Raw genomic sequence first — 24,713 nt, forward strand, 5'->3', positions numbered from 1 at the left:
TGTGTGATGAACTGATTGTTACGGTAATTTTTTAAGAGGGGGTCAGATGGGCCGCGGACGACAGAAGGCAAAGCAACAGAAAATTGCCCGTAAGCTCAAATACCTGACGACCGATACGGATTATGACGAGCTTGCTAAGGAGCTTAACTCCAGCGAACCCGGACAAGGATCCTTCGATCCATTTGCGTCGAGCGAAACTTACGAGGAAAACTCGTATCTTCCAGATCAGGAAGCAACTGTTCAAGAAGATGATTCTAATGAGTCTTCCAACGATGATGATTTAGACGAATATGCAAAGTGGGCGGCAGAAGCTGCAGCTAAGGCTGTAAATAATGAAAATTCTTCTACAAATTCTGGCGCGCATACTCCTGTGCATCATCACATTCCTATGCCAGTGCCGAGTTTCATGCATAAGAACGATAAATAAATCTTAAAATTACTAATAATTAGGTTGCTAGTAATTATTTTTAGCTAAATATCCTGGGTCTAAAAAATGAGGTCCCAGGATATTTGTAAATAAGCATTATAAATAGATGTCATAAATTTATATCAAGTGGCAAAATATCGCTTAAATCATCACGCTCACCGATTGCACTTATGTGTCCGGCTTGTTTTTCTTGCTGCCAACTTGTAATACCACAAGAAATTCTTAACCAAACTTGCGGATCAAGCTCAATAACATCCGGCGGAGTAAGATTATGCGGATCAGAAGCTGGTCCTTCCAAAATTTTTACTGCACCAAAAGGCGCAACTCTTACCTCTACTGCACACCCAGGGACTCTGTTTTCAAGAAGATATAAAGAATATCTAACTGCTAAAGCTTCGTCAATTGGAGAAATATTTAAAATATCGCTAGTTATTTGAATAGCTTCTCCGCCATTATTAAACGCTTTATTAGCAGACTCACACCACGCTTTCCAAGCACATTGTCCTCTTTTTATATCTCGCTCAAGTATTACTACCATATTTTTATTATCTTCTAAACAACATACTTTCATAAATATATTTGTATTAAGAAGCCATATATTAATATTTAAAGGTGTTAGGTTGTGGTACTATTGGGAACATCGTGTGCATTAACATACCTTTTGTAGTTATCTACAACAGTTATCTACAACGTGGTACTGGTTTAACTGCCTAAACATAAAGTTTCAGGCTGCACACTTTTTAGGAAATATAACAAACGGCACAAGGAGTCAAATATGACTAAACACGTCGCGCCGAAAGCCAAAACTACTGCGACGGCATTTGCCAAAGAACTTCAAGAGCACCTCAAGTACACCCAGGGTGTAACGCCAGAGCAGGCCACCACGGCAGATGTGTATGTTGCCGCTGCTACCGCAGTTCGTCGCCACTTGATGGACTCTTGGATGCAGACACAGCATGACATGATTAACGGAAACACCAAGGCTGTTGGCTATTTGAGCGCAGAGTTCTTGATGGGTAAGCAGCTTGAGAATGCTTTGTTGAACGCTGGTCTTACCGACCAGTTCGAAAAAGCTGTTACGAAGCTTGGCTTCGATCCAAAGGCTGTTATCGACGCTGAGTATGAACCAGGTTTGGGTAACGGCGGTTTGGGTCGTCTCGCAGCCTGCTTCATTGATTCGCTCGCCTCTATTGGCGTTCCAGCATTCGGCTACGGCATCCAGTATCGTTACGGCATCTTCAAGCAGCGCTTTGATGAAGAAGGTAAGCAGATAGAAACACCTGATTACTGGCTTAGCAACGAAGAGCCATGGGGCCACATTGATTACGGTCGTGATCAGCGCGTCAACTTTGGCGGCGAAGTTGTTGAAGAAAACGGCAAGCGCGTGTGGAAGCCAGCTTGGTCTGTTCGTGCAGTACCAGTTGACTACATGGTTCCAGGTTACAATTCTGGTCGCGTAAACACTCTTCGTTTGTGGACTGCTAAGTCTTACGACGAGTTTGATTTGCTCACCTTCAACAAGTCTGAGTACTTGGATGCTGTAAAGCCACAGGTTGCAGCAGAAAACATTTCTAAGATTCTTTATCCAGAAGATTCCACTCCAGAAGGTAAGGCTTTGCGTCTTGAGCAGCAGTACTTCTTCGTAGCTGCTTCTATTCATGACGCTATCCGCGTGTTCTATCCAGGTCAGGATAAGCCGGATCTCACAACCTTCCCAAGCAAGATCAACTTCCAGTTGAACGATACTCACCCAGTTATTGGTATTCCAGAGCTTATGCGCGTTCTTATGGACGAGTACGGCTACGATTGGAACACCGCTTGGGGTATCACCACCAAGACCTTCAACTACACTTGCCACACCTTGCTTCCAGAAGCTTTGGAAGTTTGGCCAGCCAAGCTTATTGGCGAACTTTTGCCACGCCACCTTGAGATTATTAAGGGCATTAGCGAGCAGTTCCGCAACGAGCTTCGCGGTAAGGGCGTTGCTGAGGATCAGGTTGAGCGTATGCGCATCGCTACCGACGCTGACGAAAATGGCGAAGGTGCTGTAGTCCGCATGGCTTACTTGGCTACCTACGGCGGCTCTTACGTTAACGGCGTTGCTGAGCTTCACTCTGAGTTGTTGAAGGATGTCACTTTGAAGGACTTCTCCAGCGTTTACCCAGATAAGTTCAAGAACGTTACTAACGGTGTAACTCCTCGTCGCTTCGTGCGCTTGAGCAACCCACGTATGTCTGCTCTTATTACTGAGGGCTTGGGCACCGACGCATGGCAGGGTGATTTGGAGCTTCTTGAAGGTTTGAAGCCATTGGCTGACGACAAGGCATTCGTTAAGAAGTTTGCTGAAGTTAAGAAGCAGAACAAGCTTGCCTTCGTTGATTTCGCAAAGCAGAAGTATGGCTTCGAAATCAACCCAGACACTATGTTTAACACCATTGTTAAGCGTTTGCACGAGTACAAGCGCCAGTCCATGAAGATCCTCCAGGTTATCTCCACATACGCTGGAATTAAGAACGGCACAATCGACGTTGACAAGATGCTTCCACGCACCGTGTTCTTCGGCGCTAAGTCCGCTCCAGGCTATGCTATGGCAAAGCTCACCATTCAGCTCATTAACAATGTTGCTCGCGTGGTGAATAACGACCCAGCATGCAAGGGCAAGCTCGCTGTGTTCTTCCCACCAAACTACAACATCGAGTTGGCTATGAACTTGATTCCTGCCACCGATTTGGATGAGCAGATTTCTCAGGCTGGTAAGGAAGCTTCCGGCACTGGTAACATGAAGTTCGCTTTGAATGGTGCTTTGACTGTTGGTACTCTCGATGGTGCAAACGTTGAGATTCGCGAGCGCGTTGGCGCTGAGAACTTCTTCCTCTTCGGCATGACCGTTGACGAAGTTGATAAGCTCTACGCTGAAGGCTACGATCACGGCGGATCCCGTAAGTACTACGAGTCTGATCCTCGCTTGAAGACCGCTGTTGACATGGTTGCTGACGGCACCTTCTCCAACGGTGACAAGAGCGTGTATGAGCCACTCGTCAACGATTGGCTTACCCACGATTACTTCATGGCAATGGCTGACTTCAGCTCTTACATGGATATTCAGGCTCAGATTGAGGAAACTTACCGCGACCCAATGAAGTGGGCTCGCATGGCAGTTTTGAACGTAGCCAACTCTGGTTACTTCTCTTCTGACCGCTCTATCGAAGATTACCTCGATCGCATTTGGCACACTGGTGCTCTTCCAGTTGCTGAGTGAGCGTAAAAATAGCGTCTTAATCGCTTAAAAAAGGCGGAGGCTGTTAATCAGCTTCCGCTTTTTGTTTCTAGTAATTAAATCGAAATTAATCACAAGTAAGTAAATAAACAAGTAAACAAACAATAAAGGCGGCTGCACATACACACAGTCGCCTTTATTTGAAGTATTTTAACGCAACACTGCTGTTTTATTCTTCAACAGCAGGAGCGTCTTTACCTTCTGTTTCTTCTTTTTCTAGCCCCAGGTCAATTGGTGAAGAGCTGTTCTCCCACGGCTCCTCCCAAGGGTCATAATCAGGATTGTGCTGCTTATAAACATACAATGCAGCAATTCCTGCGAGCAGTGCTCCGAAGAGCAGTGCAAAGAACTTCCAACCGCCAGAGGATCTGTTCTCCATGATGGCTCCTTTCGGGTTAAGCTGACCTGCTCGTCCAAGTCAACGATTTATATAGCGTTTTGTCGCTTACTCACTATCATAGTTGCTTTTCTTCAGAGTTGCATCTTTTTACACAATCTTATTGATTAAATTTGTGAAGTAAAGCCTATATCATAAAGATATGCATAATTTGGATATAAAAAATTTATGGAATAGAATACGTTTTCGCAGCAATACTGTTACTGCAATTCTCATATACGCTTGCATTATTACTTGGCTAATAGAAATATTTTTATACTTCGTAACTAAAGAAACCTACATTACTTTTATAGAATATACTGCCTTCGTGCCAGTTACTGCGTTAAATACCCCATGGACTTGGTTCACATCAATGTTTGTTCATGCGCCAAACATCACTCATATTTTCTTCAACATGCTGTGCCTTTGGTCACTCGGCGCAGAACTTGAGCGTTATTTTGGCAGATGGAAATTCTTTGGACTTTATTTAATATCGGGTCTTGGAGGATGCATTGCAGATATTATTTGGTGCAGAATAATTAATAATTGGCAGTCCGCCTCTTATGGTGCTTCAGGCGCAATTATGGGTCTTATTGGCGCACTTTTAGTAGCTCAGTGGCGACTTGGTGAAAACATGCGAGGAACAATTATTTGGATTGCGATTACTCTCGCTATGCCAATTATTATTCCAAATATAGCTTGGCAAGCGCATGTTGGAGGTTTAATTATTGGCACAGCACTTGCAGCATTGCTAGGAGTACGAAATCCTCTGCTTAGAAAAGCTTCGTTTAATACGCGTTTCTTAACGTATTTTATTTCTATTTTTATTATTCTTGTTGCGTGCGCAGTATTCTGCTTACAAGGATTAGATTAGTTAAATTACACGCATGTAGTTTTCCACCATTGTGTACAGAACTGTGGATAACTTGGGTATAAGTTGGGCATAAGATGCTAACAACTACTCAAGTTATCCACATAATTATTCACAAATGCTAATAACTCGCCATTTTTGCGCTTGTGCAAAAGTGTATAAAAGTTATCCACAATTACTACTCTATGTTAATTAACTTTCGAAAAGCGCAGAAACGTAATTAGAAAAACAATCTACTCTACTGTTTTTCTGGCAGTTTACTCCAATTAAAAGGCTGTTCAACCAAGTAGTATGCGTTATCGTCATCAGGCGCAGGCGCAAACTTCACAGGCTTAGTTTTATATGATGGAATAAATGGATTTAGGAAAGAATCTATAGTTTTAGCAGGCTTAATAGGTTCTTCGGTTTTCTTATACAACTTAGGATCTCTACGCAGAATAAACGGTCTGTCCATATTTGGCTTATTTTTTCCTACTCCTTGGAAGTATCCGTCTTTTTCTAATTTGATTAAATCAGCTCCTACAGGAACAAGAAGATAAAAATCAGCCATTCTAAAACTTAAACCGTGATTGATACCAGGACCTTTATTAAGAGTATCAAGATAGTCATAACCGTAATCACCAGTTTTATAAAGCTTACCGTTCACACATTTATCACCGGTAATATCGTCAAATTCAGAATTACCACAGAATGTTTCAAAACCTCCACGATACAGTTCTACAACTCCTGTATCTCCATAAATAAGATGATTCCTCATATAATTTTCTTCGCGAGGAGGGTAATTAACACTGCACCCAACAACATTCTGATTAGCATGACACATATGCAATTCATTGTTTAAATTCAGACCTGTATAAGTACTCACATTATCAGCCTTTCGCATGTTAATATAATCTTTTTCATGCGACCCATGTAAATTCAAAATCTTATAATCAGGATCTTGTGGATTAAACGGCTCTAAACGAAAATCAAGACAATCTCCAGAATTTGTGCACCATAAACCAACAAAACTATCTAGTTTCATAGCGTCCATCAAAATATGGTCGTCGTAAGTATCTGAAGATTCAGTGAACAAAGATTGCCCTGCGCCAACACCGTAATAAAGAGTAATGGAATCACTAGTAGTTTCAGTTCCCAACGCAGGATCCGAATCAACTATTTTATACATATTATTACGAGAAGAAAGTCGTTCTTTCGTTTTAACATCTTTGAATCCGCGACTCTTCAATAAATCCTCAGCCTTGGCAAAATCCATGCCGTACAAATCCGCTGGAACACCTTTGCCTTCAGTGCCAACTAAAACATGAATAGTACGATCAGCAGATTCATTAATTGAACTTCCAGGCTGAGGCGTAGTTCCAATTACCGTACCCGGATTGATAGCAGTTGCAGTATGCACTTTTACTGGCACGTTCATCTTTTTTAATTCGCGCACAGCATCTTCCGGCTTCAATTTAGTAATATCATCCGGAACTCCAGGCCCCAACGATTCATACACTGTTATTCTCGAAGAAGGTGATATTTTTTCGCCTTTTTTAATTCCTTTAATAGAAAGAACTTCACCTTTATTTTTTGCGGAGAATTTTTTAACTACTTTTACAGCAGCTCCCGATGACGATATTTTTTCAATGATTTGTTGAGCATTTCCTCCACTCAAAGAAGAAATAACATTTTTCTGCGAATACGAATAATAGAAAATTCCAACAGCAACAAGAACTACGATAACAAAACTAGAAATGCTACAAGCAATTACTTTTTTATTAGGTTTTTTAAAATTATTAGGTTGAACAAATTGATTTTCTAATTTGTCTTCTTCAACAGGAGTTCCACAGCTATTGCAAAACCTACTATTTTCAGAAAGTTGACTACCGCATTCGATACAAAATCGCATTGTTCCTTCTTCAACTGTTTAACCATTTAGCGCAAATTGAGTAAAAAATCTTCGCAGCTACGCTATTTCTCTAAAATTTATTTTAATTATTATTAATCTGAAGAACAAGCGCTTATTCGCTTAAAACTTTACGTTTAGCTTGCAAACACATCCATATGTTACGTAAGAATAAGATTATGCTTTCTGAGTTACATGCACCTTATGAAATTCCTTGCGCAACACCTCAAACACTTGCATTTATTAAAGAAAATGCGAAATCAAATCCAAATAATGCAGCTCTTAAAGCACCACGTAACGCGGGAATTGATGTTACTTTTGCAGTAAATCAAATCGCAGGCAAACAAATAGCACAACAAAAACTGCCAAAATGGGCATCCTGCGAGGAGATTATATATCCGGCACATATATCTATGGAACAATGCTCTTCGCAAGCCACAGCGCAATATAAGGCTAATATTGCACAAAAATTACTTAGTGAGCTGAATGAAGAAAACACTTCGAACACTCTTGTTGATCTTACAGGTGGATTTGGTGTTGATTGCGCAATAATGGCTGAAGTTTTTGATTCTGCAATATGCATTGAGCAGCAAAGTGATCTTTCCGCTATTTCACAACACAATATGCGAGCGCTCGGTCTTTCTAAAGTTACGTGTTACAACAATAATAGTCTTGAGGCACTTGATCAGATTTCTAGCGCAACAATGATATACATTGACCCTGCACGTCGCAATAATCAAGGTTCTAGAACTTACGCTATTGAAGACTGCACGCCAAACGTGCTATCTATTAAAGACCAACTTCTTAAAAAAGCACAAATTGTTATTATTAAACTTTCTCCAATGCTTGACTGGCATAAAACTGTAAACGATTTTGGCGGTAATGTTGCGCAAGTGCACATTGTTGCTCATCATAATGAATGTAAAGAGCTACTAATAGTACTAAGCAAATCTCAGCACACAAAACTGCCAATATATTGCGTAAACGACAATCAGTTAACTGTTATAGAAGCAGTTTACGATACTTCAAAAAATCAGGTTTCAATACTTTCTGGATTAGATGGTAAAAGTAAGGAAAACAAAACTTTAGACGTACAAAAATGGCGAGAATGGGCTCGGTACGTTTATGAGCCAAATGCTGCAATTATGAAAGCGGGATGTTTAAAGTTTTTAGAAGAAAAGTATGGCATTAAGCAAATAGAACCAAATAGTCATATTGGTGTTGCAGAAAAACATTATGCTAATTTCCCGGGGAAAATATGGAAAATTGAGAATATTTGCAGCCTTAACAAGAAGGAAATAAAGAAAGCGCTTGCAGATATTACACATGCGAATATTGTTACTAGAAACTTTCCAATGTCTGCAGAAACTTTGAAAAAGCGCCTTAAAATTCAAGACGGTGGAAATATTAGGCTTATTGCAACAACTGACAGCAATAAAAATCACGTAATTATTCGCGCAATTGCAGAATAAAAATAATTAAAGTAGCCACACAAAACGCGCAGCTACTTTAATAGAATCGTTTTTAAAATAGTCGTAATTGTATTAACGCCACCACATGGTCATTAAGAAACCAACCACAACAAATCCGAAGGCAATAAGTAGATTCCATGCTCCAATTCCTGGGATTGGTAGCATAGGGTTCAAGTAATACACAACAGCCCACACTAAGCCAATAACCATCAACGTGCAGAACAGTGGCACGAACCATGCTGCATTAGCCTTCGTACCTTTAATACTTTCTTCAACGCGACGCCTATTTTCTGCTTGACGCTGCATCATCTTCTGAATTTGTGGAGAAAGCGATGCTTTATCTGCAGTAGCATTCAACACTGCTTCGACTTCATCCATAGGAACGCCATAAGTATTCTCATTTGACGTATCGCTCTTCTTTGCAGCGTCGTCAGCTGCAGTCGTGTGCAATTTCTCATCAGCCATAACTGTAACTCTCCAATCAATCGGCTACACGCTATAATAGTGGTTACACTCGAACGTAAGAAGAATGAGAGCAAATTATGGTAAAAAGAACAGGAAAACATAGAGCTCAACGCTCGTTGTTAAGTAGTGTTGCTGTTGCCGTTGCCATCTTTCTTACAGGATATTTATTTGTTACTAATCTACGAGTCAACCGCACAGCTTTCGTTACTTCTAACACAAGTCAAATGGTTGAAAGAAACTCGCAGCGCACAAAATCTTTGCGAGAAGATATTAAAGATTTAGATTCCAGAATTAGTTTGCTCAACAAAACTCTCGTAAGCAGTAATGAGAATAAAGATTCTTCAGATACCGGTAGTAGCACTGTTCTTCCTAAGCTTGAAGGACCTGGAATCGTAGTAACTCTCAACGACTCTTCGCTGTGGAAAGGAGCAGTAAACGGTTCTGGAACTTCTGTAAATATTAACGATTATGTTATTCACCAGCAAGATATTGAATCCGTTGTAAATGCTCTTTGGCAAGGCGGAGCAGAAGCTATGACCATACAAGATCAGCGCGTTTTGTTTAATTCTGCAGTAATTTGCATTGGAAACGTGCTTATGCTTCAAGGTCATCAGTACTCGCCACCGTATAAAATATCTGCTATTGGCCCAGTAGACGATATGGTTGATGCTCTTAATAATTCACCAGCCATACGCACCTACAAGGAATACGTAAGTTCATTTGGATTAGGATGGAAAGTAGAAAAGAAGGAGAATTTGAAATTCCCAGAAGCGTCTGCTTTGTTACAACCATTAAGGTACGCATCCGTGCTTAAAGAACTAAATAAATGAATGATTTGTGTCGCAAGACCTTCACATCATAAAGGAGTAACGTATTATGCAGTCTGCTTACACGCAGGAAAATGATACGAAGAGCAAAGGCTCTAACTTCTGCTGGCAAATTGCTGGAGTTATTGGCGAAGTTTTAATCGCTTTTGCAATTATGTGTGCGCTATATATCGCATGGCAAATGTGGTGGACTGGAGCTCAAGCAGAGCACAATCAGGTAGAAGCACGTAAAGAAATATCTTGGAAGAATCCTAAAACAGGTGACAAAACAAAGATTGCTTTACCTCAAAATGGCGAGCCACCAAAAGTTAGCAAGCCAAAAGGGGACGTTTTAATAGCGCGCCTGTATGTTCCTCGCTTCGGAAACCAGTGGGAGCGTAATATTATCGAAGGAACAACACCAGATATTTTGAGCAAACGTGGCTTAGGACACTATTCAGAAACTCAAATGCCTGGAGAAATCGGCAATTTCGCAGTAGCTGGACACCGCAATGGTTACGGACAGCCTTTGGGTGATGTTGACTTGCTTAAACCTGGCGATGCTATTGTTGTTAGGACTAAAGATTACTGGTTCGTATATAAGTACACTTCTTATAAGATTGTTACACCAGATCACGGTGAAGTAATCGCTCCAAACCCTGATCATCCTAACGAAAAGCCAACAAAACGTATGCTTACTCTAACTACATGCGAGCCTAAGTATACTACTGCAACACATCGCTGGATTAGCTACGCTAAGTTAGCTTATTGGGCAAACATTAGCGATGGTATTCCAAAAGAGCTTTCCACAATTGATGAGCAAGGAAAAGTAAAGTTTATTAACAATGAGCAGCAGTCTCTTGTTTCTCATCTTTCTTCACTTGTTCCAGTAATGCTTGTTATTGCAGTGCTTTATATTGTTATTTTTGCAGCTGGTGCTATTGCTTGGCAGTGGCCTGCACTTCGCGAAATTCGCGTAGGAAAAAGGAAAAAGCCGGATGCAAGCATTTTTGGCGGAATCCTTTTAATACAACCAGGCATTACAGCAATTCGTTGGATTCTTGCAATCCTAATTCATTTGTTCATCATATTAGCTCTATTCCAATGGGTATTTCCTTGGGCAGCCGCAACGATTCCATTCCTGCAGCAGATGTCTAATTACACAACAACTATCTGAAGTAAATCTAATTGAAAGATCCAATTAAATTTAGGACATACTCGAATAAAGTCTAATAAAAAATAAATATGTACAAATAAGGGCGATACTTAAAAGTTATCGCCCTTATTTTTATTCGATTCTCATAATATTTCTAGTATCTAATATCACTTACTTTGATTATCACTATCTGAAGAAGAACTAAGCCCTGGCCTCGTAATCAAAGTGATTGCAGAACCTTTATCTACCTTAGTTCCAGCATCTTCAGACATGCTGATTACTACATCATCATCTTTATTAGAAATAGAATCAGAAACTACTCTTAAGCCCTTTGCTTCAAGTATTTTCTTAGCCTGCTTAAACGTAATAGTACCAAGATCAATATGCGGCACTTCTACCTTCGGCGAGCCTTGTGACACATAGACTGTAATCGAGCTATGAGGCTTAACAGAAGATCCGGAATTAGGGTTTAATCTGGTTACAGAATCTTCAGGTACACTATCTGAATCTTCCTTTACAACATCCGCAGTAAAACCAAGATTTTGCAGCTGACTAATCACAATATCCTTGCTCTGGCCAACAAGACCATCAGGAATCTTAGTTAAACCAGAAGCAATATAAAGCGTAATCAAAGTGCCTTTATCTGCGAAAGAATCAGCATCTGGATCAGTGCGAGTTACATGATCTTTCTTCACATCAGCACTATCTTCTACTCGAACATTAGCAATCTTAAAACCAGCATGTTCAAGTATCTTACGAGCTGCTTCCTGCGATTTACCGCTCACGTCTGGAACACGTGTTGATTGAGGTCCTACAGAGAACCAAACCGTAACTTTAGTGCCAGACGCAACATGCTCGCCACCGCGCGGAGACTGTTTTGTAAACGTGCCTTCAGGTTGGGAAGAATGATCATCTTCACGAATATCTGGGACTAATCCTAATGCTCTAAGTTTTTCTCTAGCCGCATCCTGAGTGGTTGTTTCCATAAATGTTGGAACAACAACATTACCAGACATTCGATTATGACCCAGCATAAACAAAACGCCTGCTAGCACAACAATCGCAACAACAGCACCAATAATAGAGCCGATTACAGCACGCTTACGACGCTTAGCTTGCGATTGAGCGCGTTGAGCTGCACGAGTGCTTGGAGCAAATGCAATTGATGACTCAACCTGACCTGTAATAGGGTTAAATGATTGCGTTGCAGCACCATCAGTAGCATTAATGGCCATTGTTGCAGCTGTTTGCTCAGCTTGTTTGCGAGCTTTCATATTCGCTAAATCAGTAAGCGGATTAAAAGCTGCTGCAACAGGAACTCCGCCGTTCATGAACGCTAGAATATCGTTCTTAAATTCCGAAGCTGTAGCATAACGGTTCTGACGGTCTTTTGCCATTGCCTTAGCGCAAATTTTATCCCACATAGAAGGCATTCCAGGCACAAGAGTGCTTAAAGGAGTTGCAACTTCAGAAACATGCTGGTATGCGATAGCTACAGCAGAATCACCAATAAATGGTGGGCGACCAGTAAGCATTTCATAAAGTACGCATCCTGCAGAATACAAGTCAGAGCGCATGTCTACTTGTTCTCCGCGAGCCTGCTCTGGAGACAAATATTGTGCAGTTCCAACAACACCTTGAGACTGCGTCATAGTTGTTGCAGAATCGTCAAGAGCACGAGCAATGCCGAAGTCCATCACCTTCACCATGCCCTGCTCGGAAATCATAATATTTCCAGGCTTAATATCGCGGTGAATAATTCCCATTCTGTGCGAATATTCCAAAGCATTAAGCACACCAAGCATAACTTGTTCAGCGTCACGCTGGCTTAAGGCACCATTCATCTTAAGAATATCGCGCAGTGTTTTTCCTTTAATATACTCCATTACTAGATAAGGAAGGCGCTCTTCCAATCCGTTGTCGGTAGTAACAGATTCTTCACCAGAATCATAAATATTAACAATATTAGGGTTGTTCATTTGCGCAATTGCGTGAGCTTCTCTGCGGAATCTAGACAGGAAGATTTCATCGTTCGCTAAATCAGAACGCATGATTTTCACAGCAACAGTACGACCTAGACGCTTATCTACCGCAACACGCACTTCTGCCATGCCGCCGCGGCCAATAAGTTCTCCTAATTCATATCGACCATTCGCTAATGAGGTGGGCATTGTGGTATTCATTGCTGCTCCTTGCGATTATTGGTATTCAAAATGTTAATAATATTGACTTGATTCTGCGGCATACTCTTAATACATCGCGTTTGTCGGGAATCTGTAGAAATAAATCCTGTTGTATTGTTAAAAGCTGTTTCTTGATCAAGCAGCCTACGTTCAATACGAGATAAAACTTTTGACACAACAAGCGCATCTTTTGGCCGATCTTTTGGATCTTTTGCAAGCATCGACATAATAAACTGTCTTAATTGCAGATCAATATTTTCAGGCAATGGCGGAACAGGATCATTAACATGAGCTGCAGCAATATCTACCGGAGTAGCTCCAGTAAACGGCCTGTGCCCGCATAATCCTTCGTAAGCAACAACTCCTAGTGAGTAAATGTCGGATTGTGCTGTTGCTTGTTCGCCTTGTGCTTGTTCAGGAGAAATGTATTGTGCTGTGCCAACTACCATACCGTCCTGAGTAATCTGCTCCTGATCGCTTGAATAAGAAACACCAAAGTCGGTAATTTTTACGTTTCCTGTTTCAGAAACCATAATATTTGCAGGTTTTACATCACGATGAATAACACCATGCGAGTGAGCTACAAAAAGTCCTCGTGCTGTTTGAATAAGAATAGGCAACAGTCTGGTTGGATCAATAGCTTTTTCTTTATGATACAAATCTGCTAACGACTTACTTGGCACGTATTCCATAATTAAGAATCCAATGCCATCATGCTCATAATAGTCAAATAGTGCTGCAATATTCGGGTGCGCAAGATTTGCCGAATTATGAGCTTCCGCACGAAGCCTACGCAACTTTGCTTCTACATTCGCAGTATCCGTACGCAGCGCTTTAATAGCAACAATTCGCCCAAGTTGAATATCAAAGCCTTTCCAGACTTCTCCCATACCACCTTGCGCAAGGCGGCGATCCAGTCGATAACGATGATGAACTAACTGTCCTTCAACAAGTTTCATTGTGTAAGCGCCTCCTTCATCACTTGTCGCATAATTGGTCCTGCTGCGTAACTGCCCAAAACATTAGTATTGTGAACAATTACCGCTATAGCTATTTTAGGATCTTCTGCCGGAGCAAATCCAATAACCCACCCATTTGCAGACTGATTATTCACTCCAATCTGTGCAGTACCTGTTTTTGCAGCAACATGCATATTTGGTAATGCGAGATTTGGATTTTCTTTTATTACTACAGATTGCATCATAGCGGATAGTTTTGCAGCACTATCGCTGCTCATGGCTTGATTCATAATTGTTGGCTTCGTTTGCGACAACACAGACAAGTCACTTGAACGCACACAATCTACAAGCGTAGGTTTCATAAGCGTACCGTTATTTGCTATAGCTGCTGCAATCATAGCATTTTGCAAAGGCGTAACTTTTGCGTCACCTTGTCCAATGGATTCCAAAGCTAGTCTGTCTGGAGTTGGTTTAATAGAAAATGTTGAGCTTACTGATCTCATTGGGAAACCTGTAGAATCAGATCCATCTATAGAAAGAGATTCAAAGAAGCCGAACTTTTTTGCCTGTTTTACAATCGCATCTGAACCCAAAGAATTGCCCAACTGAGCGAATGCAGTATTTGAAGAATAAGCTAACGCGTCTTCAAATGAAATTTTTCCGTCAGTTCCGTTTGCTTGAGAAACAACATTAGTTAAAGCAACACTTGTTCCAGGAAGAGTATATTTCGCACCAGCAGGTATTAGCGTATCTGGCTGATATTTTCCAGTTTCTAGTGCCGTAGCAGCAACAATAGTTTTAAATGTAGAACCAGGTGCGTAAAGCTCAGAAATCGTACGATTTAACATTGGATTCCAAACATCTGATGTTATTTGTTCGTAAGACTTATTTACAGCACCAATATTGTGTATGGCAAGAATATTTGGATCATAACTTGGCGTGCTAACCATTGCGCGGATCCTGCCAGTTTTTGGTTCAATTGCAACAAGAGCACCGTCTTTGTCTTTTAGAAGATTATAGGCGAGAGTCTGCAGTTTTGAGTCAATTGATGTTTCAATAGAAGCTCCGCGGTTTGTAGCTCCAGTAAACAAAGATTTGAACCTCTGCCAGAATAATGCGTCAGATTCGCCGCTTAATAAACTATTCCTAGAAGCCTCAATACCTCTATCTGCGCGTTGACTAATAGAAAAGTAGCCAGTAATTGGAGAATATACAGGACCGTTAGAATATTTGCGCTGATACACGAATGCATCTTTAGAGGAATCTGATTTAGCAATAACAATTCCATCCGAAGTAAGAATTGCCCCTCTAGGAGATCCAAACTCATGATACAAGGCTCTACGATTTCTAGGATCAGCATTTAAAGCATTAGCATTAATAGAGGTAATAATAGTACTTGAAATACCAAGTACAACGAACAATACTAGTACAGCAATGAATAATTCTTTTAAGCTTTTATTCATTTGTCTCACCTCGTTCCTGCGAAGAAACAAGGGTTTGGCTATTCATACTATTCGCTTCTTCCTGACTATTAATTAAATTACTTTCACCAAGATCATTATTTTCAGATTTACTACGACTTCTCTCCTGTAATTCTCGCTCACGCAATGCTGCCAAAGCCTCATACTGGAAGGCGTCGGAAACTGGAGCTGATTCAGGTTTATTCGCAGAGTTAGAAATAACAATAAGCAATGCGGCAAGCAAATAATTTGCTACTAATGAAGACCCGCCAGCAGCCATATATGGCAAGGTCAAACCTGTTAAAGGTATAACCAAAGTAATACCACCAACAACAGTAAATACTTGGAATGCCATAGTAAAAACAAGACCGGATGCTAATAATTTACCGAAGCCATCTTTAATTTTCATTGCGGTAATCATTCCGGAAGTAATAATAATTAAATACAAAACTAATACTGCAAGAAGTCCAGTAAGACCAAGTTCTTCACCAATAGAAGCATAAATAAAATCAGAATTAGCTAACGGCGTTAAAGAAGGATGCCCCTGTCCTAAACCTGTTCCCGTAGTTCCTCCGGCTGCAAGACCAAATAATCCAGATACAATCTGAGCCGAACCTCCAGGGAACCTGTTATACACAGCATTATCAAACGGGTGAAGCCAAGCATCCACACGATACTGCACATGTGCGAATAACTTTACTGCAGCTAAGCAGCCTAATGTGAATGCAATAAATCCAACAACCAGCCAACCTTTGCGACCTGTGGCAACATAAAGCATTGACACAAACATAGCAAAGAACATAAGAGAAGTGCCAAGATCATGCTGCACAACTAATACGCCCATTGATGCAGCCCAAACTAATGCAATAGGACCCATATCTTGCAATCTTGGCAAATGCACTCCAAGAACTTTTTTCCCTCCTACAGCAAGCCTGTCGCGATGATTAAACAAGTATGCTGCAAAGAAGAAAGCTAGGAAAAGCTTAGCAAATTCTCCAGGTTGCACAGTGTGATTTCCAAAACCAATCCAAATTCTTGCGCCGCCAATTTCTTTGCCTAATCCTGGAATCATAGGAGAAAGAAGCAAAACTAAGCCGATTACCATATTTACATAAGAAAAACGTCTTAATATGCGATAATCTTGCAGCACAATAACAAAAATAATAGATAATATAAGTGCTACACACACCCACACTAACTGTTTAATAGCAATATCAGTATTATTTTGCCTATCAATTCTTGCAATAAGAACTGTTCCTATTGCTGTAAGAAGCATAATACACGGCAAAATTGCTTGACTAGCATAAGGCTGCTTAACAAGAAGCACACCCCAAAATACTAAGAATAGCAGCATAACAATTGTTAGCATTGCAACATACTTAGCTGATATGCAACTGTCTATACGAAAGAACATTTGCAAAAATGCAATTGCTGAAACAAGAATTGCAAAAAGCAATAATGCTATCTGCCTAATACGCGTAGCAATCAAATTCATGAGGATTTACCCCCTTGCTGCGCATTATTGTCTTTATTATCCTTATTTTCCTTACTATCTACGCTGTCTTTACTGCTTTTACCGTCTTTGCTGCTTTTACTATCATTTGAAGAAACTATTTTTTTCTGACGCTTAGCATTTAATTTTTCTTTCGCACGCTGGAACATTTCTCGACGAATTAAAGAAGCATGACCGCGAGCTTCAGCTAAACTTCCAAAACTAATGCCTTCACGCAATTGATCCTGCCATGATTTATCAAGATTTTTTACAGGAATATCGGTTGATTCAACTTCGTGAGATAATGCAATTCCGAAAATATTTGTTGGAACACCTTGATAAATAACAACGCGATCATTGTTCTGGCTAATGTAATACTGCGTTTGAGTCCACGAATAAACTCCATAACCAGCACCAGAAATAATCAACAATCCAAGCAAAATTCCTAGAACAATACCTATGCGAGTCCATCTACGACGCAACGAATAAGCTTTATGAGCTTCATCTTTCTCATATTTAACCGCGCGCGCAACATCCGGATCGTGCGGATCAGTAGATATTTTGCCGTTTTTCTTAGTTACAATAGGAATTTCATTCGTATCAGGAGTGTGTAAATCTTCTGATTCTTCGCGAATATGCGAAGGCTGAACAATTCTAGTCATTAATACGGAAGGATTAACAGCATCTGATTCATCCGCATTGTTTTGAACTAAGGCTGCAGCACGTTGCGCTGGAGAATTTTTATCTTCTCTCAGTGCCGGCGACGACGATACTGCTTTATTAACAATATCTGCAATAGATTCAAGATCTTGACTTGCAGCTCCACCAATCAATGGAGTTTGATGAGGCAAATCAAACGCATCCGCATCGAGAGCAAGAGTTGCATCCGCAACAACAGCAGTAACATTATCCGTGCTTCCTGCTCGAAGAGCCATAGCGACAAGTTTTTGAGCGCATTCTTCTTGATTAGAAATAGTGCTCATAACATCTTGAATAGTGGAATCTTCTAAAACTCCGCACAATCCGTCTGAACAAAGTAACCATCTGTCTGAAGGATGAGCTTTTCGTAAAGCAATATCAGGGCGCGGATCTATATCAAAATCTCCCAATACGCGCATAACAACATTTCTTTGAGGATGATTCCTAGCTTCTTCGGGAGTAATATGACCCGTATCAATAAGATGCTGAACGTAGCTGTGATCTGTAGTCATTCTCATAAGATGATTGTCACGAAGCAAGTATGCTCTTGAATCACCTAAATGTGCCAAAACCCAATATCCACATACAAGAGTTACTGCAGTAACAGTTGTTCCCATTCCAGCAAGACGTCGCTCGCGCTTAGCTTTTCCAACAATCGCGTCATGAGCTGCCATAATCGACGTTTCCATCATTGAAGACACAGCTTTTACATCGTACGGCCTGGAATCTTGCTCAATATGCGCAAGCGAACGAATGGCAATAGTAGACGCTGTATCTCCTCCAGCATGACCACCCATACCATCGCAAATAGCTGCTAAATGTTCTCCAGCAAACGCAGAATCCTGATTGTTACTTCTAACTGTGCCAACATCACTAACAGCCGTAGAGTACATAAATAATATTTTTTCAACTGATTCTACATACGCTGCTTTATTAACATTCTGATTATTATCGTCTGCTAATTTTTCAATTTGACCAGTTGTTTCTGTATTGGATTCTTCCTCATTATTTGAATTGATTTGCGTCATATTATCACCTCAATTCAAACATGGTTGCGCCTATTCTAACCGAAGTGCGCGGAGCTAATATAACTGGTTCACTAACGCGAGAATGACCAATCATAGTCCCATTAGTACTACCTAAATCTTCAAGCACCCATGCGTGAACTTTTTGATTAAAATACACGCGAGCATGATGTGAAGAAACAAATTCATCATTCAAAACTACCGTATTAGATGCAGCTCTACCAAGAGTTACTCCAGCAGCATTTAATGGGAAAGATGATCCTGCCAAAGGCCCGTCAATAACAACTAGCAAAGTAGGATTAACATCAGAATTTTTTGAAGACGAGTTAACCATTACAGGTGATGCTTGTCGTTGTACAGGCTTAGAAGAATTTACGTCATGAGATGCGCGTCGAGATTTTTTATTCCAAAAATGCGATTTTTTAGGACTAAAAACTTCAATATCCCTACGAAGCGAACGAATAGCGCATAACACAAAAACCCAAAGTAAGACTAAAAAGCCATACTTGAATATTGCAAACGTTAATTCAGTGAATATCATACGCGTTATCGTCTCCTCATTCGGAAAATACTTTTTCTCCTACTCTTGAGACGATGCCCAGTAGAGAATACGCGTACGCCCAATAGTAATAGTGTTTCCATCTACTAATGTTGCAGCTGGCACTTGGTGACCTTCTACATAAGTACCGTTTGTTGAACCAAGATCTCTAGCAATAACACCATCAGGAGTGACGTCGATACTAAGATGATGTCGAGAAATACCAGGATCGTCGATTACAATATCGCAACCGGAACCTCGTCCTAAAATTGTGCAATCTTTAGTAAGCAAATACTGATTGCCATTAATCTCAAGCATTGGATGATTCTGCTGCTGGTCGTCGGTAGTAACAGGAACAGCATTTCCTTGAACTGATTCAGAAGTCAAATGGAAATTACCCTTAGTTAATTCCAAGTCTTCTTCAAAAATAACAACTACTGGTCCTACAAAAGCATAATGTTGACTTTTAGCATATTGTGTAAGATTGTCAGCAAGCTCATTAGCTAAAGCTTCACTACCCCACTGTTCAATATGATCAAAATCAGGTGTACTTAGCTTAAAACGATATTCATTTGGAGCAACAGTATGATCTCGGCCAATAGGCATAGCTTCAGCATCAATTTCACGTTCCAAAGCACTAGAAAAATCAACTGGCTGTAAATCTTTGGAGCCGAATTTTGCGAAGACGCCGTTCACTGCACCTTCCACGCTCTTCTCAAATCGGTCAAAAACGCTCATGGTAAACCCTTTCTATCTGTTCACCATAGTACTCGTCACCGGGTACGGTACTCAAATTTCACACACTTTTTTCTAATATTTTATTATTTTTAATGCTACTTGACTATTTTCAACGTGCATTTACATCATGGTAAGTGTACTCTTAGAAATTATGACGCAAAAAAATAATAATAATCACAGCAGATTGTCGGTAATTACTCGCAATTTCGCTACTATTTTTACCTTAATACTCGCAATTATTGTACCTTGCTTAGGTAAAGCACTACTTATTAGTAGTAAAGAACGAAATTATGAATCGACTATTGTAGCTTATTTTCACAATAGTGTTCCTTCTTCAGCATTGAACTTTTCAAAAATAATTGCTATTGTTTTTTCCACTAAAGGCTGCCTGGCAATACTATTATTGCTTGCAATAATTTCCTTGTTTATTAGTAAAAGCTTAAAACTTACAATCACTCAGCTTCTTATTTCTCTGCTTCCTATGATTTACATTTTTGCAGTTAAATTTGCTGTCCACAGACCAAGACCATATATTGGTCTGAATATTAAGCTACCTTCTGATCCAAGTTTTCCTAGTGGACACACTTCTGCAGCAGTCGCAGTCTGTGCAATGATAATGCTAATTATTTATGTAACTAAGCCTTCTCTTGTTAAAGTTGGATTACTTTTTAGCGCAATACTAGTTGTTATAGTCGCTATTTCGCGACTTATTGTTGCAGCTCACTTCCCTACAGACGTATTAACTGCAGCAATCATGTATCCTCTTCTTTCTGTTACATTATTGCGCTCATGCCAGAGACACAACTTGTACGTAGATAATAGAAAAAACAATAAAGATAATAAAAATTACTCTGCTAAAAAATTAGTGGAAGATTTTTCTTCAGAAAGAGAAAACGCTAATGCTTAAAGGTTTTAAGAAGTTTATTTTACGCGGCAGCGTTATTGATATGGCTGTTGGTGTTGTTATGGGTAGTGCAGTAACTGCAGTAGTAACAACAATAGTTAAGAATATTATTAATCCTCTTATTGCAATGATTTGCGGAAAGCCAGAACTTAATGGCGTTCTAACTATTACTATGAACGGTGCAACAATTTCTTTTGGCGCAGTAATTGGCGCATTATTAAATTTCCTTATTGTTGCTACAGCAGTTTATTTTTGCATTGTTTTACCTATTAATAAATTGCGTGAAATTGGTGCAGATTTATTGCAAATAGAACATGAAAAAAATGAAGAAGAAAAACGTAAAGAGCGCGAAGAAAAAACTATTCAACTCTTGCAAGATATTCGCGATGAATTAGCTAGAAAATAATATTCTTGCTAATTAAAAAAAAATATTTAGAAAATATTAAAATTCCCGCTAGTTAGAAACAATTAGCGGGAATTTCTATTAAAAATAAAATCCTATTAATAGGCTGTTACCTATACGTTTTCGCTTATTAGTCATCACCTAAAGTAACGTGTATTCCGCCGACCAATGAGCCAACTACGTTATAAAGTAGAGCAATTATTGCGGACAGTATTGTAATAATAACAATTTCAACAATAGAGAATATAGTAACTGCGCTCAATACTGTTGGAAGAGAAAATACGTCGGCAAGATTAAAACCATTACTATCCAAACCTGTTGATGAAACAATCTGCGTTACCTGATCAAAAACACCAATCATGTTCAAGAACAACCAAACTAAACCTGCGGCAATAACTTGAATAATACCGCCTGCAACGCTTAGAAGAAATGTAACTTTTGCAACTGACCATGCATCAACACGAACCAAAGAAAGGCTCATACGACGAGCTCTAGGAGTATGACCTGCTTTAGAAGAATGTAATTGACTTGCTGAAGATGTTGATGATGCCATACCACCAATAGTTCTACGCGAAGAAGATGAACTACTATTAGATCCACCCAACGTAAACTGTGATTTTCTAACAACCCTTCCTAAAGAAGAATCACCAAACTCTTCATTAGAATTATTGTCTTCTCTAATCGTATAAGAAGATTCTTCATTAATATTCGTTGGATTTTGCGATGGCTCAAAATCTTCGCTCATCTTAAGTTTTCCTTCTCTTATTATTTTTCTTATAATTAGACTAATTATACTAATGAGAGTACCAATCAAAACGGACTATATCCGCTCAGTTGGCACTCTCATAAGTTATTAATAATTAAGTTTTTAGCAAAGAAATTTTATTATTTACTACTTTTCGTAAATAAGATTTTAAGCTTCCTCGTTCGAAGAAGTTGCTTCAACTTCTTCTACTTGATTTTCCTCATCATCTGTTTCTTCATTACGAGCAATAGAAATAATTTCATCACCCTTGTCTGGCTTAGCAAGAGTTACACCTTGAGTAGTTCTTCCTGTACGCTTAACCTCGTTAACGTCGGAACGAATTACCTTACCGGACTTCATAATTGCCATTACTTGATCAGTTTCTTCAACAATCAAGGCACCAACCAAAGAACCGCGTCCCTCTGCAAGCTGTACTGCCTTAACTCCGTAACCATTTCTTCCTTGCAAACGATACTCTTCAATAGCTGTACGCTTTGCAAAACCTTCGTTTGTAACAACAAGAAGATCTTTACTTGTTTCAGCGGCAACAACATCCATATCCAAAAGTTCATCACCTTCGCGGAATCTCATGCCCTGAACACCTGCAGTTTGACGTCCCATTGGTCGAAGTTGTTCATCATCTGCTCTGAACTTCAAACTCATACCAAGTTTAGAAACAAGAATAATGTCGTCTTCTGAATTGCACAAAGCTGCACCAATCAGCTCATCAACAGGTTCACCAGTTTCTTCATTTGCCATTAGTCGAACAGCAATCAAACCACCTTGACGTGGAGAATCGTATTCTTGCAAAGCAGTTTTCTTAACTTTTCCAGAACGAGTTGCCAAAACCAAGTACTTTGCCACATCGTAGTTTTGAATTGACAAAACTGTTTGAATTGTTTCTCCAGGAGTAAACTGAAGCAAGTTAGCAACATGCTGACCTTTAGAATCGCGAGATCCTTCTGGAAGTTCGTAAGCTTTAATACGATAAACTCGACCACGATTAGTAAAGAAGAGCAACCAGTTGTGTGTAGATGTTAAGAAGAAGTGATCTACTACATCATCTTCACGAAGCTTTGCACCCTTAATACCTTTACCACCGCGGTGTTGAGCACGATACTCATCTGCTTTAGTTCGCTTAATATAACCTGCGCGAGTTACTGTTACAACAACGTTTTCTTCGGCAATAAGATCTTCAACATTCATTTCACCAGAGAAAGGAAGAATCTTAGTTCTGCGATCATCACCATATTTTGCAACAATTTCATCAAGTTCGTCGCCAACAATTTTGCGCTGGCGTTCTGGACTTGCCAAAATATCGTTGTAATCAGCAATCTTCAGCATCAGATCTTCATGTTCGTCAAGAATCTTCTGACGTTCCAAAGCTGCTAGTCTACGAAGTTGCATTGCAAGAATTGCATCCGCTTGAACTTCATCAACATCAAGCAAATTCATCAAACCAGTGCGAGCTGTTTCAACATCTTTAGATGAACGAATTAATGCCACAACTTCGTCAATCATATCCAAAGCTTTTAAGTAGCCTTGCAAAATATGATCACGCTCTTCAGCTTCACGCTTTAAGTAACGTGTACGCCTATCAATAACTTCAAGCTGATGACTTACCCAATGACGAATGAAAGCATCCAAACTCAAAGTGCGAGGAACACCATCAACCAGAGCAAGCATGTTTGCGCCGAAGGTCTGCTGCAATTGTGAATGCTTATAAAGATTGTTAAGAACAACTTTTGGAACAGCGTCACGCTTAAGAACAAGAACCAAACGCTGACCTGTACGACCAGACGTTTCATCGCGCATATCTGCAATGCCTTGAATCTTGCCGTCGCGCACAGCCTCCCTAATTGAAGCAGCTAAGCGATCAGGATTAACTTGGTATGGAAGCTCAGTAACAACCAAGCACATACGTCCCTTAATTTCCTCAGTATTAACTACTGCGCGCATTGTGATTAAGCCGCGACCAGTTCTGTACGCTTGCTCAATTCCTTTATGACCTAAAATGGTTGCACCAGTAGGGAAATCAGGTCCTTTAATTCGCTGAATTAAAGCTTCAAGAAGTTCTTCTTTACTTGCATCAGGATGATCCAAAGCCCAGTGCACACCATCAGCCACTTCACGCATGTTATGAGGTGGAATATTGGTTGCCATACCAACAGCAATACCAGCAGAACCATTAACTAAAAGATTTGGGAAACGAGCTGGCAAAACAGTAGGCTCTTGAGTTTTACCATCATAATTTGGCAGGAAATCAACGGTATCTTTATCGATATCTCGTACCATTTCCATAGCCAACGGTGCCATACGACATTCCGTATAACGCATTGCTGCTGCAGGATCGTCACCAGGAGAACCAAAGTTACCTTGTCCATCAACAAGCATGTATCGCATTGACCAAGATTGAGCCATACGCACCAAAGTGTCATAGATAGCAGAATCACCGTGAGGATGATACTTACCCATAACATCGCCAACAACACGAGAGCACTTATTATATCCGCGATCAGGCCTATATCCACCGTCATACATTGCATAAATAACTCGACGGTGAACAGGCTTTAAACCATCTCGAACATCTGGCAAAGCTCGCTCGATAATAACGGATAATGCATAAGCAAGATATGATTCGCGCATTTCCTGCTGCAAATCCATATGCTTAACTCGTGCACCCTTCAGTAATCCATAATCAGTATTATCAGCTTCCTGAGGGCTTTGTGGCTCCATTGAACCATCTGGCAGTTGATCTCGATCTTCGCTATTATTAGCGGCGTTTATTTCGTCTACCACTGCAATTCCTTTGTATTCTTATAGGTTACT

21 protein-coding genes are annotated in these 24,713 nt (G+C 40.1%); 8 read left to right on the forward strand and 13 right to left on the reverse strand.

Annotated elements, in window-relative coordinates:
* Nucleotides 1–46: 46 nt before the first annotated feature.
* The gene (locus HXT33_RS06070; RefSeq protein ID WP_004136650.1) at nt 47–427 is read left to right on the forward strand and encodes a DUF3073 domain-containing protein; all 381 of its coding nucleotides are present in this window, start codon (nt 47–49) and stop codon (nt 425–427) included.
* 109 nt (nt 428–536) lie between these two features.
* Here HXT33_RS06070 and HXT33_RS06075 read toward each other — a convergent pair whose 3' ends face one another.
* Nucleotides 537–965 carry a sterol carrier family protein gene (locus HXT33_RS06075; RefSeq protein ID WP_004136648.1) on the reverse strand — a complete coding sequence of 143 codons (429 nt, stop codon included), beginning with the start codon at nt 963–965 and terminating at the stop codon, nt 537–539.
* Nucleotides 966–1,202: 237 nt separating this feature from the next.
* Between HXT33_RS06075 and HXT33_RS06080 the strand changes: the two genes are divergently transcribed.
* Nucleotides 1,203–3,686, forward strand: a complete 2,484-nt coding sequence (locus HXT33_RS06080) for a glycogen/starch/alpha-glucan phosphorylase (RefSeq protein ID WP_004136644.1) — start codon at nt 1,203–1,205, stop codon at nt 3,684–3,686.
* A 187-nt stretch (nt 3,687–3,873) separates the two neighbouring features.
* Here HXT33_RS06080 and HXT33_RS06085 read toward each other — a convergent pair whose 3' ends face one another.
* The gene (locus HXT33_RS06085) at nt 3,874–4,083 is read right to left on the reverse strand and encodes a hypothetical protein (protein ID WP_004126589.1); all 210 of its coding nucleotides are present in this window, start codon (nt 4,081–4,083) and stop codon (nt 3,874–3,876) included.
* A 160-nt stretch (nt 4,084–4,243) separates the two neighbouring features.
* Between HXT33_RS06085 and HXT33_RS06090 the strand changes: the two genes are divergently transcribed.
* Nucleotides 4,244–4,954 carry a rhomboid family intramembrane serine protease gene (locus HXT33_RS06090; protein WP_421787013.1) on the forward strand — a complete coding sequence of 237 codons (711 nt, stop codon included), beginning with the start codon at nt 4,244–4,246 and terminating at the stop codon, nt 4,952–4,954.
* 235 nt (nt 4,955–5,189) lie between these two features.
* On the opposite strand, the gene HXT33_RS06095 is transcribed toward HXT33_RS06090, so the two are convergent.
* Nucleotides 5,190–6,842 (reverse strand): PASTA domain-containing protein, encoded by a 1,653-nt coding sequence (locus HXT33_RS06095; RefSeq protein ID WP_421787015.1) that lies wholly within the window; start codon nt 6,840–6,842, stop codon nt 5,190–5,192.
* 155 nt (nt 6,843–6,997) lie between these two features.
* Between HXT33_RS06095 and HXT33_RS06100 the strand changes: the two genes are divergently transcribed.
* The gene (locus tag HXT33_RS06100) at nt 6,998–8,311 is read left to right on the forward strand and encodes a THUMP-like domain-containing protein (protein WP_421787017.1); all 1,314 of its coding nucleotides are present in this window, start codon (nt 6,998–7,000) and stop codon (nt 8,309–8,311) included.
* A 72-nt stretch (nt 8,312–8,383) separates the two neighbouring features.
* Here HXT33_RS06100 and crgA read toward each other — a convergent pair whose 3' ends face one another.
* Complete coding sequence (gene crgA, locus HXT33_RS06105; protein WP_004136636.1) at nt 8,384–8,776, reverse strand: cell division protein CrgA; 393 nt, start codon at nt 8,774–8,776, stop codon at nt 8,384–8,386.
* A gap of 77 nt (nt 8,777–8,853) precedes the next feature.
* Between crgA and HXT33_RS06110 the strand changes: the two genes are divergently transcribed.
* Together HXT33_RS06110 and HXT33_RS06115 are read left to right on the forward strand one after the other, a co-directional pair.
* Nucleotides 8,854–9,606, forward strand: a complete 753-nt coding sequence (locus HXT33_RS06110; RefSeq protein ID WP_004136635.1) for a DUF881 domain-containing protein — start codon at nt 8,854–8,856, stop codon at nt 9,604–9,606.
* Between the two features lie 46 nt (nt 9,607–9,652).
* Complete coding sequence (locus HXT33_RS06115; protein WP_375169202.1) at nt 9,653–10,759, forward strand: class E sortase; 1,107 nt, start codon at nt 9,653–9,655, stop codon at nt 10,757–10,759.
* Nucleotides 10,760–10,905: 146 nt separating this feature from the next.
* Here the strand turns inward: HXT33_RS06115 and pknB are convergent, their stop codons facing one another.
* The 7 genes from pknB to HXT33_RS06150 are packed head-to-tail and all read right to left on the reverse strand — an operon-like array spanning nt 10,906 to nt 19,832.
* On the reverse strand, nt 10,906–12,921 hold the full coding sequence (pknB, locus tag HXT33_RS06120) for a Stk1 family PASTA domain-containing Ser/Thr kinase (RefSeq protein WP_375169201.1): 2,016 nt from the start codon (nt 12,919–12,921) through the stop codon (nt 10,906–10,908).
* Nucleotides 12,918–13,880: a serine/threonine-protein kinase gene (locus tag HXT33_RS06125; protein ID WP_004133883.1), complete on the reverse strand. Its 963-nt coding sequence runs from the start codon at nt 13,878–13,880 to the stop codon at nt 12,918–12,920. The genes pknB and HXT33_RS06125 overlap by 4 nt, the downstream gene beginning before the upstream one ends.
* The gene (locus HXT33_RS06130; RefSeq protein WP_047923646.1) at nt 13,877–15,343 is read right to left on the reverse strand and encodes a peptidoglycan D,D-transpeptidase FtsI family protein; all 1,467 of its coding nucleotides are present in this window, start codon (nt 15,341–15,343) and stop codon (nt 13,877–13,879) included. The genes HXT33_RS06125 and HXT33_RS06130 overlap by 4 nt, the downstream gene beginning before the upstream one ends.
* Entirely contained in the window at nt 15,336–16,835 is a 1,500-nt protein-coding gene (locus tag HXT33_RS06135) for an FtsW/RodA/SpoVE family cell cycle protein (RefSeq protein ID WP_308581736.1), read from the reverse strand. Before HXT33_RS06135 ends, HXT33_RS06130 begins: the two co-directional genes overlap by 8 nt.
* Entirely contained in the window at nt 16,832–18,559 is a 1,728-nt protein-coding gene (locus tag HXT33_RS06140) for a PP2C family protein-serine/threonine phosphatase (protein WP_375169199.1), read from the reverse strand. Before HXT33_RS06140 ends, HXT33_RS06135 begins: the two co-directional genes overlap by 4 nt.
* Nucleotides 18,560–18,563: 4 nt before the next feature.
* Nucleotides 18,564–19,097 carry an FHA domain-containing protein FhaB/FipA gene (locus tag HXT33_RS06145; protein ID WP_004126550.1) on the reverse strand — a complete coding sequence of 178 codons (534 nt, stop codon included), beginning with the start codon at nt 19,095–19,097 and terminating at the stop codon, nt 18,564–18,566.
* Between the two features lie 39 nt (nt 19,098–19,136).
* Nucleotides 19,137–19,832 (reverse strand): FhaA domain-containing protein, encoded by a 696-nt coding sequence (locus HXT33_RS06150; RefSeq protein ID WP_004126547.1) that lies wholly within the window; start codon nt 19,830–19,832, stop codon nt 19,137–19,139.
* Between the two features lie 151 nt (nt 19,833–19,983).
* On the opposite strand from HXT33_RS06150, the gene HXT33_RS06155 reads away from it, so the two are divergent.
* Nucleotides 19,984–20,739 (forward strand): phosphatase PAP2 family protein, encoded by a 756-nt coding sequence (locus HXT33_RS06155; RefSeq protein WP_421787621.1) that lies wholly within the window; start codon nt 19,984–19,986, stop codon nt 20,737–20,739.
* Nucleotides 20,732–21,142, forward strand: a complete 411-nt coding sequence (gene mscL, locus HXT33_RS06160) for a large conductance mechanosensitive channel protein MscL (RefSeq protein WP_421787021.1) — start codon at nt 20,732–20,734, stop codon at nt 21,140–21,142. Before HXT33_RS06155 ends, mscL begins: the two co-directional genes overlap by 8 nt.
* Before the next feature lie 127 nt (nt 21,143–21,269).
* Here mscL and HXT33_RS06165 read toward each other — a convergent pair whose 3' ends face one another.
* The gene (locus HXT33_RS06165) at nt 21,270–21,884 is read right to left on the reverse strand and encodes a DUF3566 domain-containing protein (RefSeq protein WP_004133896.1); all 615 of its coding nucleotides are present in this window, start codon (nt 21,882–21,884) and stop codon (nt 21,270–21,272) included.
* A gap of 168 nt (nt 21,885–22,052) precedes the next feature.
* Nucleotides 22,053–24,683, reverse strand: a complete 2,631-nt coding sequence (gene gyrA / locus HXT33_RS06170) for a DNA gyrase subunit A (protein WP_308581748.1) — start codon at nt 24,681–24,683, stop codon at nt 22,053–22,055.
* Nucleotides 24,684–24,713: the final 30 nt, after the last annotated feature.

This window comes from Gardnerella sp. DNF00753 (assembly GCF_049244275.1).
In the GTDB taxonomy this organism is placed as follows: domain Bacteria; phylum Actinomycetota; class Actinomycetes; order Actinomycetales; family Bifidobacteriaceae; genus Bifidobacterium; species Bifidobacterium greenwoodii.